Here is a 14,217-nt window from a genome sequence, read left to right on the forward strand (position 1 = left end):
GGATTTTCCAGAAAAGTCGATCCGACAAAACCCGCGAACGCGACAGCCAGCGTGCGTGCGACCCGGCCGTGCCGTGATCGCCAGCGCGCCCTTTTGTTCAAAGCCAGTTGGGCAGGAAACAGCCGATGGTCAGCATCATCCCCCTCTCCATTGCCCAGCGCCGGCTCGATACCGGCAACGCGGTGCAATATCCGCAGGGGTCGCCGATCGGCGGCGCCGTGCAGGGTCTTGGCGACCAGCTTTCCGCTGTCGCCGAGCGCTACCGGCAGATGAAGGACCAGCAGGAGGCGTTCGACGCCGAGCTGGCGCGCCGCCGGTTCACCAGCCGGATCGCGCAGGCGGAAGACGAGGTGGCGGCGAACGCACCTGCCGATGGCAGCGGCCTGCATGAGACCATGTACGGCCTGGTCGATCCGCGCAACGGCCAGGTGGTCAAATCAGGCCTGTTCGACACGCTGTTCGATGATGCCTTGCCTGGTATCCCCGAAAGCCAGCGCGCCAACTTCGCCAGGCAGAAGGAAGCGATGCGCGCGGTTGGCGCGCGGCGCATGGCGCAGCAGCAGAAGACTCGACGTCAGGACTACGAGCAGGCGCAGGTCGACACGGCGCTCAAGACCAGCGCCATCGCCATCGGCAACGCCAACCCCGACGATCCCGTCACCTTCGAAGCAGCCCGCCAGGAAGGGCTCGACTTGATCGACAAGATGGGGCTCGACCCGGGGATCAGGCAGCAGAAGGTAAAAGACTGGTTCAGCACCGCCGCAAAGACGCGCTTCGAGGCGTTGATCGCCAAGGATCCGCAGCGGGCGCTGGAGATGTTCGGGGGAGGGACGCCGGCAGCCTCTTCCGGCAGCGATGCCTTCGGCGATGTCGCGCAAACCGCAGGCGCCTCTGGCAGCTCAAAGATGGCTGCGGGAAAAGGTGACCGCGTTGGCAAACAGACGCCGGAAGAGATGCTGGCGCAGGTGTTTCGGGACGACCTTCCGCAACAGGAACAGGCCGCGCTGGTTCGACAGGCTGAGGTGGCCAAACGGCTCAGCAGGTTGAGCTTCGCACCAACATCGGTCTCGCCGAGCAGAACGCGCCGGACGCTATCGCAAGGACCGGCGCCTATTCCGGCAAGATGCCTGGCCGGGACGCATTCAGGATCGCCTATGGGCTCGATGAGGGCGACCAGCACTTCCGGGACTTTGACTGGCGAGCCGATGTCGGTCGTCAGGTTTTCGGCATGCGCACCATGCCGAACCAGGCAATTCATGCCGCCCTTCGCGACGCCGATTCCGGGCCGAACGGTTCGCAGGAAGACCAGACGCGCCGTGAGGCGACCGCCGCTGCGGTAGGGCTGGTGATGAATCACAGACGAGCCGATGGCGGGGGCTATGTCAGCGAAGTGTTTTCCAATGTCGATGCCGCCTGGAAAGCCGTGATCGGCGGTGGGCTCGAGGATCCAAATGGCTATGACAAGGATGCCTATGACAAAGCGATAGCCATATCTGTCGCCGCGCAGGAACAACTGGGTATTGAGAACCCTCAGCCCGTGCCGTTGTCCATCCTCCGTGATCTCTCCGATAATTACGACAGCCCGAGTACATACCAGCAGGAGATAAACGCGAAGGTAAGCGGGTTGCTTGCGGAAACGTCCGGCCCTGTCGCTCGAGCAGCCGTGGCCCGGCAACTGGCCGATGCCGGTCTGGGTTGGATCATTCCGGTTGCTGGCTACAAGGCCCCTTCTACGCTTTCGGTGTTGGCATCACAGGGCAAAGCCCTTGCCAAGGCGGTCGCCAATACGGGGATCGGAGCAGCTGAACTCGCGGCCAAGGTGGTTACCATGGCTGCCGACGGCAATACCCAGGCAACGCTCAGCCCTCCCGATTTCACGGATGCTTACTACGACCCGTCAAACCGTATCGAGAACCTGACGATGCATCAGGGATATGATGCGTTGGGCTGGTTCATACCGTGGCCCGGGGTTGGTCGAACTGTTGTCGCCGACAAAGGGATCGCGCGAGCAGTTGACCCGACGAGTGCCATTGCGGCGGGGCGTGCCGAACGACTCGTTGCCAACAAGAGCGGTTCCGAACTTGCCGTGGAAGATGCGGGTACCGGAGCAATTCGGGCGCCTACAGGTCAATTCTATAGTGTAATATATGAAATGAGGTTGAGCCCGAGCTTGTATCCGGGCTCGTCGCGCCCAGTACACGTCCAAGCTGCAAACGAATCCCTATTGCAAACGATGGAAGGAGAAATTGCTTTCGCTCAGGATTTGCTGAATCAGGGTCTCAATCTTCAGCGAACGCCGACAGGGCTAGCCTCCCGCGCTGCACCTCTCGGCTTCAGCTGGCACCATGCAGACGAACCCGGTGTGATGCAACTCGTCCCTAGATCTCAACATGATGGAGGGAATATCTTCCAGAAGACACTGCATCCGAATGGCCGAGGAGGATTTTCCCTATGGGGAAAAAAATGAAGTTGCTGGATATCGTTGGACGGCTGTCGGAATTTGACGAGGAGGACCCGGTCTACGCAGCGGAGCCCACAATCTACGCGGCGGAGCCTTGGACAGAGGATTCAGACGCAATGGTTTTGCCTCAGCAGGATGGGGTGTTGGTACCAGCCGAGGCAGCTAAAGAGGGCCTGGCATACTTTCTCGAAATCAACCTTGCGATCGAGATTGCCGAGGCTTTGGTTGCATCGCAGAAAGAAAAGCCAAGCATTCCCGCTATCTGCGAACGCGTTATTTATTATGCCACCTATGATGCGTGAGAGGTTAAATGTCGACTAACCCACGTTATGACGGACAGCCGCTGCTTAGACTGCTGGATGTTTATGTGCTCTGGGCGATTGGAGAACTTTCTCAAGAGTCGGAAGAGGGCTTGAAAAGAATGGCCCCCAAACTGCAATCTCTGTTTGGTGGCGATGGACGGTGGCATGACGCAGTCGCCCAGTCCATGCACATGCCCGAGGGAATGCCGGCAGCAATCCGGGATATGTGGGTGAGGAATGTCGAAATCGCTCGCGTCAACGGCACGACCCTCCCGCCCGGGAGATTTGCCGAGATGTTCGTGGACGAGAATTTCAAAAGTTGAACGTTTGATTGGAATTGCAGTGATTGCGCCCCTTATCCTGCCTGCAGTGCCCCCTTTCATCGGCCGCATCACCTTGTTGGCTTGAACCACCGGACTGCAACATGGAAAATAGTGCACTGAACCGTAATTCGCATCGTCGCCCCCTCGTGAGTGCTAAACGATAGCGTCGAACTGCTCCGAATGTAAGGGTAGCACCAGCATCTCAGAGCATCGCGCTGCCCCTCATCCCCCTGCCGGGACCTTCTCCCCGTGAACGGGGAGAAGGGGGGGCTAGTGATCAATAATCGCCGTTGTAGTACCGGTCGTCGCAGGGCGCGGTGTAGATGCGGCCGCGGCGGTCCTGGTAGCGGCACATCTGTTCGCCGCGGCGCTGCGGCGTGGTGGAGCTGCCGACAACCGCGCCCAGAAGCGCGCCGGCGCCGGCGCCAATGAGCGTGCTTTCGGTGTTGCCGCCGATGGCCTGGCCGACGAGGGCGCCGCCGGCGCCGCCGATCAGCGCGCCGGTTCCGGCCCGCTGCTGGCCCTCGGTCTGCGCGCAGCCTGCCAGCGCTGCGGTCATCAGCACGGCGGCGATGGCTTTGTGAAAGTTCATGTGCGGTCTCCCTTGAAGGCCTGAAATCCCTATGGCTCGTCCCGTGCGTTCGCATTGCGGCGGAACGGGGGCACGCGGCCTCACGATATAAGACATGGTTTCTCGGGCGTTGATGGACCGAGGGCCGAAAACACCCCTTTCGAACAAGGCGCTAGCGGTGCTCCTTGTCAAAATGATTCAGCTTCGATGGTTCGCCCCGGTGTCGGGATTAGCTCGGCCGGGCGTTCCAGAATTTCACTCACCAATGGAGAAATGCCATGACCCGAGGTCTTCCCCGGACACTTGTCCGCGCCGCCGCCCGCGAAGCCGGCCTTGCCCCGCCCAGGCCCGGCCTGAAAGCCGTCACCACAGGGCAGGGCGGATCGTATCGCACCGTCTTCACCTTCGCCGGCATGCAGGTGCCGGTCACTGATGCGCAGGCCTATGCTGCCCAAAAGATCTTCGACTTCACCGAGGGCAAGGTGCGCATCAAGGGCGGCACAGCGCGGCTGCAGTTCGCTGTGCTCGGCACCCGTGCGGCGACCATCAACGACAATGCGGCCATGACCTGGTCGCTGGGCTCGGCCGCCGCATCGAGCGCGACGCTGGCCTCGACCATGGTCAACGTGCTGGCCTCGACCGCCCGCACGCTCGACGGCGTCGGCGCCGCACTCTCCACCGCCTCGACCGCCGATATCGCCGCCGCTGTGACGCTGGATGGGACAGTGACGCCGGTCGATCTCTATCTCAACCTGGCGTTTGCGACCGGCACAGATATCGATGCCGACGGTGTGCTGACGGTGACGGGCACCATCACGCTGCTTTGGGAGAACTGGGGGGATAATACCTGAGCGCCGATCTCCCCCCTCGAGGGGGAGATGTCGCCAAAGGCGACAGAGGGGGTCGGTTCGACCGGACACGACTCCCTGTTCGGAGACAGACGAAGTTGGCTTCGGAGACAGACGAAGTTGGCGCTCCACGCGCGGCGACCCCCTCTGGCCTGCCGGCCATCTCCCCCTCAAGGGGGGAGATACCAAGCCTTGCCGCCGGCTCATTTCTAACCCTCATAAAGGAACACCACATGACAGATCTGGCAGACGCCGGGTCCGTGGCTGCGCGTGCGCAGCCGGCGGGCAACCCGGCACAGTCACCGGCAGGCGCGGACAATGGGTCCGCCGCGCCTGGCGCCAAGAGTTGGTTTGACGGTCTTTCCGAAGGCAACCGCAAGCTCGCTGAAACCAAGGGCTGGACCAAGCCTGAAAGCCTCGATCGGGTTTTCACATCCTATGCGGAGCTGGAGCGGCAGCAGGGTGAGAGCCTGCGCGTTCCCGCCCCGGATGCATCGCGGGAAGACTGGGACCGGTTTCATGCCCGGCTGCCAGAGGCCATGCGTCCGGTGACCTCGTCCGAAAAGGTCGAATATCTCAGGCCGGAAGGACTGCCGGAAAACTTCGCCTATTCGGACGAACTCGCCAACGCCTCCAAATCCTGGGCGGTCGAAGCGGGTGCTTCGCCAAGAACCGCGCAGGCCTATCATGACAGGTTCGTCGGCTACATGGCCGAGCAGGCCAAGCGCCAGGAGATCGCGCTCGCCCGCTCGGTGGAAGCCACCCATGACGACCTTGTCAGGGACTGGGGACCGACCGATAGCGACGGCTTTCGCCAGAAGCTCGAGGTCGCCAACCGGGCGATGAAGAAGCTCGGCCTGGTCGACGCCTACAAGGCGAAGGGCATCCTTCTGCCTGACGGCGCGCTGACCGATCCGCAGATCGCCAAGGCGTTCCAGGCGATCGGCGAGGCGATGTTCCGGGAAGACACGATCGACGGCGGTGCCTCTTTCAGCGGAGCCAATCCGTTCAAGCGCAACGCCGCCGGCGAACGCAACCTGACGGCCATTTCAGCCCTCGTCAAAAGCGACCCCGCCCGCGCAAGGCGGCTGGCACGCGAGGCCGGGGAGAACCCCGACCAGTGGATGCCCAATAATCCTCTCTAAAGCTGTGTCGATATTCAGGTGATGCCGGCCTGCAAACGACGGCTTTCTGCGCTTCCGGTGCTCACGGACCCAGATGTCCGCTCCGCTCCGGTTCTCGTAAGCCATCATTTTCGGCTCGGCCTGACCTGAATCTCAACACACCTTCTCCACCAACCAAACCTGAAGGAAGAGAAAAATGGCAGACGCCTATACCCGTATCGCGGACGCGATCGTTCCGTCCGTCTATGCGCAATATGCTTTCGAGGAACATGTGCAGTCGCTTGAGATCTACCAGGCCGGAATCCTGTTTTCAGACCCGGCGATCTCGTCGAAGCTGTCGATGGGCGGCCGCTCCGTCGACATGCCCGGCTGGAAGGATCTCGGCAACGATCCGTCCGAGCCGGTCAATGACGACCCGGCCGATTCCATCGAGATGAAGAAGATCGGCTCGCGCCGCGAAGTCGCCGCCCGCAATGTCCGCGCCCAGGCGTGGGGCGTTCCGGACCTGACCTCGATCCTGGCGGGCGACGATCCGCAGAAGCTGATCGTCAAGCGGCAGACCGAGTACTGGCAGCGCGCCAACAAGCTGACCTTGCTCGGCATCCTGAAAGGCGTCGTCGCCGACAACATCGCCAATGACGGCGGCGACCTGGTGCGCACGACAGGCGCTTCGATCGTCGACACCGACATCATCGAGGCCGCCTATCTGATGGGCGACCGCGCGGACAAGTTCAAGACGATCTGGATGCACTCCAAGCAGATGAAGGCGCTGAAGCTCGCCGACCTCATCGACTATGTGCCGTCCTCCGAGCAGGGCGGGCCGCTGATCCCCTACTACATGGGGCTGCGCGCCGTCGTCGACGATGACATTCCGCAGGCCGCCGGTGTCTATACCGCCTTCATGTTCAAGGACAAGGCGATCCTGTGGAACGAGCTGCCGGTCAACACCGAAGGCGGGCCGCTGGAGTTCGACCGCAAGCCGCGCCAGGGCCATGGCGGCGGCGTCACGGAAATGGTCGGCCGCCGGCACTTTGTCCCGCACGTGCCCGGCACCCGCTTCCTCGACGCCTCCTCGGCCGGCGAATTCGCCACCGATGCCGAGCTGGCGCTGGCGGCGAACTGGGACCGCACCGCGTCGAGCGTCAAGGCGATGACGTTTATTGCGCTGAAGACCACCGAAGCCTGATCGGGCCGAGGCGAGGGGCGGGGGCGACGAGCCTCGCCCTTCGCCTATCTCGTACTGACAGCGTTCCGTCGCGCCCCCCTCTGTCCTGCCGGACATCTCCCCCACGGGTGGGGAGATTGGCAGTTCAGGCGCTGGCGCTGTTCCTGCAACATCGGAGATTGGCGAAGCGGCAGTAACATCCGATCTCCCCCCGCGTGGGGGAGATGTCCGGTAGGACAGAGGGGGGCGTCGTAGAGCGCGATCTCTGAATATCGCCATCCAATTCCCAAGCCGCTTCGCAGCGGCTTTTTTCATGTCCGGAGAAAAGTCATGACCCAATCCACATGGACGGAGGCCTGAGCCATGGCCATCACCCCGCTGGATATCGCCAACATGGCGCTGGCCGTGCTCGACGAGGCGCCGATCGACAGTCTCGATCAGGACGTCAAGGCGGCACGGCTCTTGAACCTGCATCTCGATCTCACCCGGGAAGCGGAGCTGACCAAATATGCCTGGGTGTTCGCCATCCTGCGCGCCACGGTGGCGGGCGCGGATACCGGCGGCGATTGCGGCCTGACCTTTGCCTACGAACTGCCGGCCGATTGCCTGCGGCCGCTGCCGCTGACCCACAATGGCGAACCGGACGGTGTGCCGATTTCCTGGCGGCAGGAGGCGGGGCTGATCTATTCCGACCGGTCCGGCCCGCTGACCCTCCGCTACGTCGCCAACCTCACTGACCCCAACGATTGGGACGCGCTGTTCACCGAGGTGTTGGTGGCCGCACTCGCCATCAAGGTGGCGCATCCGCTGACGCACAAGTCGGGCATGATCGACATTGCCCGCTCGGCCTATGACCGGGCGCTGGACGCGGCGCTCAACGCCAACGCCATCCAGCGCGGCGGCCGGCTCTACACCGCCTCCTGGGCCAGCCAGCGCGGCGACAACAGGATTGCGCGCTGATGACGACGCTCTATCCGGTCCAGGACGTTTTCACCCGCGGCGAAATCAGTCCGCGCCTGCATGCACGTGCTTCGCTCGATTTTTATCGGGCGGCGCTGTCGAAATGCGAGAACTTCGTCACCCTGCCGCATGGCGGCATCCGCAAGCGCGGCGGCACCTATTTTGCCGGCGAGGTAAAGATTTCCGCGAAGACAACGCGGCTGATCCCGTTCATCTTCTCGGCCGACCAGGCCTACGCGCTCGAATTCGGCGACCAGTATATCCGCGTCTATGCCTATGGCGCGCGCGTCGGCACGGTGGAGGTCGCCTCGCCCTATCTCGAGGCGGATCTGTTCGAGCTCACCTATGTCCAGTCGGCCGATCAGATGTGGATCACGCATCGGAACTACCAGCCCAAGGTGTTGACGCGAACCGCGCACACCACATGGACGCTCGAAGATTTCGAATTTCTCGACGGTCCCTATGATCCGCTCAATGACACGGCAACGACGCTGACGCCATCCGACACCGGGCATCTCACACCGCGGATGACCAGCAATTCGGCGCCCTCCGGCACTGCCTCCACAGGCAGCGGGAGCGCGTCGGCCTGGCAGATGTTCGACCGCGACAAGACGCAGGACATCGAAATCGCGAGCGGCGGCGATGGCTACATCCGATATCGCAACGCCGGCGGTGCGCAACGCGTGGTCGATGCCTACTGGATCACCACGTCGCGGGTGGCAACGGGCAATTACGATTTCTTCACCGCATGGGAATTGCAGGGCTCAAACGATGGCACCAACTGGGTGACGCTGGACACGCGCACCGGGGAACTCGGCTGGGGAAACGGCGAAACCCGCTTCTACGATTTCACCAACAAATCAGCGTTCGAATACCATCAACTGGTGTTCAGCGGCGGCGGTGGCGACGATGCCGTCGGCAGCGTCTCCGCCGAACTGGCCATGCATATCGCCGCTTTCGATCAGACGCCGTTCGACCTCACCGCCTCGTCGATCGTCGGCATAAACGACGATACCGGCTTTCAGCCTTCGGATGTCGGTCGCACCGTTCGCCTTCTCGGTGCCGATGGCATCTGGCGCTGGGCCAGGATCACCAGTCGCACGAGCACGACTGTCGTCAAGATCAGGCTGTATGGTCACGCCTTGCCAAACACGAACCCGATCACGCGTTGGCGGCTCGGTACGTTTGTTCCTGGAAAGTATGTGGAGAGCGGCTCACTCTACGAAGAGCGGCTGGCCTTCAGCCGGAAATTCTCCGTCTATGCCTCCGCCACCGGTGACTTCGACAATTTCGCGCTGGGTGAGAAGGACGACGACGCGCTGGAGTTCGTCCAGGCCGGCGGCGGCCAGGCCAACGACATCGTGTGGATCGCCGACAGCGACGGCGCGCTGCTGATCGGCACCAGCGGCGGCATCCGCGCGCTGTCGGGCTCGGGCATAGACGAGGCGCTGACGCCGTCCTCGTTCAAGAACCGGCGCTCCCGCACCTTCGGCTGCGCCCGCATCCGCCCGGTCGATGCCGGCCAGTCGTTCCTCTATGTCACCCGCTCGCGCAAATCGATTGCAGAGCTGACGCAGACGGCGCAGAGCCGTTTTGCTTCCGACGATGTCGGCCAGATCTCAGAGCATATTCCCAAACAAGGCGTGGTCGAACTGGCCTTCCAGACCGACCCCGACCCCTTGCTTTGGTTCCCGCTCGAGAATGGCGAGCTTGGCGGCTACACCCATCAGCCGAGCCAGGAGGTGCGCGGCATGCACCGGCATCGCCTCGGTGGCAGCGTCAGCGGATCCAGCTGGGCGGTCGTCGAAAGCGCTGCGGTGACGCCGGGCCAGGACGGCAATGACGATCTCTGGCTGGTGGTCAAGCGTACCATCGGCGGCGTGACGAAGCGCTACATCGAGATCAAGACCGCACCGTTCGAATATGGCGCCATCGCGGACGCCTTCGAGGTCGATTGCGGCCTGGGCTACTCCGGCCTTGCCGTCACCACGGTGGGCGGCGCCATGCATCTCGCCGGCCAATCCGTCGATGTACTGGCCGACGGAAAAGTCTATCGCGGGCTGACCGTCAGCGGCGGCGGCACCGTGACGCTGCCGGGCGGTTCGACCGCAGCCAAATGGCAGCTCGGCCTGCCCTATGCGGCGGGCGCCGACACGCTGGAACTCGATGTCGGCGGCCGCGACGGCTCCATCATCGGCCGCCGCAAGAAAGTGGCGAAGGTGATCCTGTCGCTGCTTGAGACCGACACGTCAGGGCTCCAGGTGCAGTCCTTCATGCGCGGCCGCTGGGAGCCGGTGCGCATGCCCTCGATCGTGGCGCCCGACGGTCGGGCAACGCTGTTCACCGGCAATGTCGAGGTGCCGATCGATGACAGCTGGGAAGGGCAGGGCCGGGTGAGGATCCGCCACGTCAATCCCACGCCCTGCACGATCAGGGCGTTCACGCCGGTGTTTGACGCCGAGCCGTAGAGGCGGCTGATCTCCCCCCTCGAGGGGGAGATGTCGCCGAAGGCGACAGAGGGGGTCGGCACGACGGGACGCCAACCTTCATCCGCCGCAGGAGGTCGCATCCGGTCGAACCGACCCCCTCTGGCCTGCCGGCCATCTCCCCCTCGAGGGGGGAGATAACAATCCATCCAAAAGGACCCCCCAATGACCCACCATGCCGAGCAACTCGGCAGGGCGCGGACGGCTGCCGAATTCGCTGCCGTTATCGCCTTGCTCGACACCGACCTCAACGATGCGCTCGCCCGCAGGGCCGAGCTGGCGGAGGCCGAGGACCGTGCGGTCTTCGGCGATGGCGACCTGGCCGCCGCGCGTGCAGCCCTCGACGATTGCAACGACCAAATCGCGCTGCTGGAAAAGACCATCGACGTCGCCGGCAAGCGCCGCGCCGATGCCGCCGCTGGCGAAGCCCGGGCCGACGTCGCCGCGCTTGGCGACGAGATCAAGGCCAGGGCAGCAAACCTCGGCGAGCGCTGGCGCAGCGTCCACCGGCTGGTCGAGCAGTTGCGCCAGCAACTGTTCGAGGCCGATGCGCTCGCCCGCACTATTGCCACCGCCAACGGCCTGTTCGACGCCGCCGGCGTCGCCGAGCTGAAGGTCAACCTGACCACCACGCGCCGCGCCGCCATGGCCGGGCCGCGGGCCGCCCCGCCAGCGCGTCTCAGCCGGCCGGCGCTGCAGGCCGACAGGCTGCTTCTGTCGTTCCTCACCCCCGGCGGCGCGCTCGACCCGCGCCCGGCGCTGGGTGCTCCCGTGGACGGCATCAAAAGCAAATCCATTCCCGCAAACACGTCCTTTGGCGAACGAGGCTGAACCATGTGCACACTTGCCCTTGTCGGCACGGCTCTTTCGGCCGGCGGCGCGCTGGTCGAAGGCCAGCAGTCGAAGCAGATGGCCGACTACCAGGCCAAGGCCTACGAGCAGCAGGCGCAGGCCGAAGCCCAGTCGGCAGCCTTCGAGCAGAGCCAGGAGCGCCACAAGCAGGATCTCCTGCAAAGCCAGGCGCGCGCCCAGGCCGGTGCCTCGGGCGTCGGCATATCAGGTTCACCGACCGAAGTGCTGGCCGCCAATGCCAGGCAGGGCCAGCTCGACCTCGGCGCGATATTGTACGGCTCGCAGATTCGCCAGAACAGCCTGAACACGCAGGCCGCCATCTCGCGCTTTTCCGGCAAGCAGGCCGTGACGGCGTCGATCTTCAACGCCGGCAGCGCGCTCGTTGGTGGGCTTTCCAAAATCTACGACCCGACCAAGGCCGTGAGCCTCGGCGGTTCGGCATTTTCGCCTCGGGCGAGCGCGGCCATAGCCGGCGGCTATTCGGGGCTCTACTGAAATGGTCCACATCATCCCCCTTTCCATTGGCCAGCGCCGGCTCGATACCGGCAACGCGCTGCAATATCCGCAGGGGTCGCCGATCGGCGGCGCCATGCAAGGCTTGGGCGAACACCTTTCTGCTGTTGCCGAGCGCTATCAGCAGATGAAGGACCAGCAGGAGGCGTTCGACGCCGAGCTGGAACGGCGCCGGTTCAACGGCCGGATCGCGCAGGCGGAAGACCAGGTGGCGGCGAACGCGCCGCCCGACGGCAGCGGCCTGCATGAGGCGATGTACGGCCAGGTCGATCCGTACAACGGCCGGGTGGTCAAAACAGGCCTGTTCGACACGCTGTTCGACGATGCCTTGCCTGGTATCCCCGAGAGCCAGCGCGCCAACTTCGCCAGGCAGAAGGAGGCGATGCGCGCGGTTGGCGCGCTGCGCATGGCGCAGCGGCAGAAGGCGCAGCGCGACGACTATGAATTGGCCGAGTGGACCAAGGTCGACAACATCTCCACCAGTTCCATCGCGCAAAGCGACCCGAACGACACCGCGAACTTCGAAGCGATCAGGCAGAGCGGGTATGACCTGATCGCCAAGATCGGCAACCCGCTTGCCCGGCAAGCGGCGGAAGCCGCCTGGCGCACCAACACGGCAAAGGCGCTGGTCCAGGCGATGATTGCCCAGGATCCGAAGCGGGCGGCCGAGATGCTGGGTGCGGCGCAGGCTGGAAGCCGGACGAAGGACGACACGGCAGAGGCGGTTGGTGGCTCCAGTGCCTCGGGCAGCTCAGATTCAGCTGCGGCAAATGGTGCTGGCAAGATGATGCCGGTCGAAGATAGTGCGCAGGCATCTGACGGAAGCAGCGCGACGCAGCCGGATGACAAGACCTCCATTTCCCTCGACGCCATCACCTACCTGAAGCCCAGCGATCTCGCGGCGTTAAGGGAACAGGCCAACACCGCGACCGCAGCACGATTGGTCGACGCCCGCGCGAAGGTGCAACTCGCTGAGCAGAATGCCCCGGCTGTCATCGCCGCGACGGGCGAATATCCCGAGGAGAAACCGACCGCACAGGATTTCGTCAATATCTATGGCGCGGAAGAGGGTCCGAAGCATTTCGAGAATTTCAGGATAACGGCGGGCGTCGCCAAGGCCTTTAACGACATGTATCGGGCGCCGAACCAAGCGATACATGCGGAGCTTCGGGATTTCGAACCTGGGCCTAACGGCGCACCGGAAGAGCGCGAACGATACGATGTAAGAGCCGGTGCCGCCCTGTTGATCATGGCTGCGAGGGACGCCGATCCTGCCAGTTACGTCGGCCAATTGTTGCCGGGCCGAGCTCCGGACTGGAGCAAGGTCACAACACCTGAAGATTTCCAGGCTGCAGTCACTTGGGTCACCGCCGCCCAACAGGAAATGGGTTTCGATAGAAAACTGCCATTGCCGTGGGCTGTCGCAGATCATGAAGCCGCGCAATACATCGACCCAAGCGTACCGTTCAACAGGCGTTTTGCGAGGGCGAGTTCGATTGTCCTAGCGATCCGCGACCCGGGTGCGCGCAAAGCGACGGCCGAACAGTTTTCTATGGCGGCGGAAGCCCAATGGCGGGCGAGGGCCGCCCAAGATCCGAACATGACGCCAGAGTTGTTGGAAGCCCAGCTTGCGGCGCTCAGGGCAGGCTTGGCTTGGATTGGGGAACACCCGGCCCAAGCCCAGTACAGCACCATGTCGACGCTGCAACAACTCGGCACGGCATTCGGGGATATCGGTCGGATCACGGCCAAGGGCGCGACCGCCGGAGGTGCGGACGCGCTCGTCGCGGGGTTCGCCCCTTCAGGGGCAGGCGAGAGCTACGAGGACCGTCTCAATCAAGAACAGGCCGCGACGGAGGATGCCGAGGATCGGGCCGGTTCGGCCGGTTGGGTGGCGGAGGCCCTCGGCGCCGGCCTGTCAGGATATGGCCTGACGAAGGGGTTGTTCGGCTTGCTGGGCCGGGCAGGCATCGGCGCGGCGGAGAGCGGCGGCTTGACCGGCCTTGCCGCCCGAACCGGCGTAGGGGGCGTGGCGGGTGGCACTTATGGCGGGGCATACGCTTACAACACAGGCGGCAGCATTCCCTGGGGGATTGCCAATGGTGCGCTTTGGGGCGCTGGAGGCAATGTTCTCGCCGAAGGGCTCAGTGCCGTTGGCAGCCAGGTGGTGGCAAGGCTCGCCGGGCGCGCCAGCATTGCTAAACCCGATGTCGTCCCGGATAGTGGGCCGGACTCGGTCCCAACTGCCAATAAAGAAGAGATTCCGATCTCTACTGGCAAGGCAGACGAAATAAGAAGGCCGTATGCGCATTTGGAAGATCCTCCCAACGTTGCGCCTGGCAAGGAGCCAACGAAGAAGCAGAGAATGATCATTAATAAAGAAAATATGAGGATGAACGGTGGAGTTTTGCGATCAGATAAGAGCGGAATAGAGATAATCCCAGGAAAGCAGAGCAAGAAGGGTGTTACTCCTCCAAGAAATGAAGCTCATATCGATCATATAGATCCAGTTAATCCTGCTGATAGAACAAAAACTCCTGGCTCAAATAGCTATAAAAATCTGCAGCTTATTGCTAGGTTTGAGAACATAGAAAAATCAAACAAATAGGTGC

General features: G+C 63.3%; 13 protein-coding genes. 12 read left to right on the forward strand and 1 reads right to left on the reverse strand.

Features of this window, described 5'->3' with window-relative positions:
* Positions 1 to 125 precede the first annotated feature (125 nt).
* From ACZ89F_RS09360 to ACZ89F_RS09375, 4 genes are read left to right on the forward strand one after another with little or no spacing between them, the layout of a single operon-like run.
* Positions 126 to 1,340, forward strand: a complete 1,215-nt coding sequence (locus ACZ89F_RS09360; RefSeq protein ID WP_476091433.1) for a hypothetical protein — start codon at positions 126 to 128, stop codon at positions 1,338 to 1,340.
* Positions 1,229 to 2,467 carry an HNH endonuclease gene (locus ACZ89F_RS09365; RefSeq protein ID WP_476091434.1) on the forward strand — a complete coding sequence of 413 codons (1,239 nt, stop codon included), beginning with the start codon at positions 1,229 to 1,231 and terminating at the stop codon, positions 2,465 to 2,467. Before ACZ89F_RS09360 ends, ACZ89F_RS09365 begins: the two co-directional genes overlap by 112 nt.
* On the forward strand, positions 2,464 to 2,763 hold the full coding sequence (locus tag ACZ89F_RS09370; protein ID WP_476091435.1) for a hypothetical protein: 300 nt from the start codon (positions 2,464 to 2,466) through the stop codon (positions 2,761 to 2,763). Before ACZ89F_RS09365 ends, ACZ89F_RS09370 begins: the two co-directional genes overlap by 4 nt.
* Positions 2,764 to 2,771: 8 nt before the next feature.
* The gene (locus ACZ89F_RS09375; RefSeq protein WP_476091436.1) at positions 2,772 to 3,086 is read left to right on the forward strand and encodes a hypothetical protein; all 315 of its coding nucleotides are present in this window, start codon (positions 2,772 to 2,774) and stop codon (positions 3,084 to 3,086) included.
* Between the two features lie 277 nt (positions 3,087 to 3,363).
* On the opposite strand, the gene ACZ89F_RS09380 is transcribed toward ACZ89F_RS09375, so the two are convergent.
* Complete coding sequence (locus ACZ89F_RS09380; protein ID WP_027040217.1) at positions 3,364 to 3,678, reverse strand: YMGG-like glycine zipper-containing protein; 315 nt, start codon at positions 3,676 to 3,678, stop codon at positions 3,364 to 3,366.
* Positions 3,679 to 3,935: 257 nt separating this feature from the next.
* Between ACZ89F_RS09380 and ACZ89F_RS09385 the strand changes: the two genes are divergently transcribed.
* From ACZ89F_RS09385 to ACZ89F_RS09420, 8 genes are all read left to right on the forward strand, one after another.
* On the forward strand, positions 3,936 to 4,508 hold the full coding sequence (locus ACZ89F_RS09385) for a hypothetical protein (RefSeq protein WP_476091437.1): 573 nt from the start codon (positions 3,936 to 3,938) through the stop codon (positions 4,506 to 4,508).
* A gap of 230 nt (positions 4,509 to 4,738) precedes the next feature.
* The gene (locus ACZ89F_RS09390; RefSeq protein WP_476091438.1) at positions 4,739 to 5,650 is read left to right on the forward strand and encodes a hypothetical protein; all 912 of its coding nucleotides are present in this window, start codon (positions 4,739 to 4,741) and stop codon (positions 5,648 to 5,650) included.
* A 175-nt stretch (positions 5,651 to 5,825) separates the two neighbouring features.
* Positions 5,826 to 6,815 (forward strand): Coat protein, encoded by a 990-nt coding sequence (locus tag ACZ89F_RS09395; RefSeq protein WP_476091439.1) that lies wholly within the window; start codon positions 5,826 to 5,828, stop codon positions 6,813 to 6,815.
* A 342-nt stretch (positions 6,816 to 7,157) separates the two neighbouring features.
* Positions 7,158 to 7,754 (forward strand): phage connector family protein, encoded by a 597-nt coding sequence (locus tag ACZ89F_RS09400; RefSeq protein ID WP_476091440.1) that lies wholly within the window; start codon positions 7,158 to 7,160, stop codon positions 7,752 to 7,754.
* The gene (locus tag ACZ89F_RS09405) at positions 7,754 to 10,222 is read left to right on the forward strand and encodes a phage tail protein (protein ID WP_476091441.1); all 2,469 of its coding nucleotides are present in this window, start codon (positions 7,754 to 7,756) and stop codon (positions 10,220 to 10,222) included. The genes ACZ89F_RS09400 and ACZ89F_RS09405 overlap by 1 nt, the downstream gene beginning before the upstream one ends.
* Positions 10,223 to 10,405: 183 nt before the next feature.
* Positions 10,406 to 11,071, forward strand: coding sequence for a hypothetical protein (locus tag ACZ89F_RS09410; RefSeq protein WP_476091442.1), 666 nt, complete (start codon positions 10,406 to 10,408; stop codon positions 11,069 to 11,071).
* Positions 11,072 to 11,074: 3 nt separating this feature from the next.
* Positions 11,075 to 11,587, forward strand: coding sequence for a virion core protein, T7 gp14 family (locus ACZ89F_RS09415; protein ID WP_476091443.1), 513 nt, complete (start codon positions 11,075 to 11,077; stop codon positions 11,585 to 11,587).
* 1 nt (position 11,588) lies between these two features.
* Positions 11,589 to 14,213 carry an HNH endonuclease signature motif containing protein gene (locus ACZ89F_RS09420; protein WP_476091444.1) on the forward strand — a complete coding sequence of 875 codons (2,625 nt, stop codon included), beginning with the start codon at positions 11,589 to 11,591 and terminating at the stop codon, positions 14,211 to 14,213.
* Positions 14,214 to 14,217: the final 4 nt, after the last annotated feature.

The organism is Mesorhizobium sp. USDA 3734 (genome assembly GCF_056279665.1).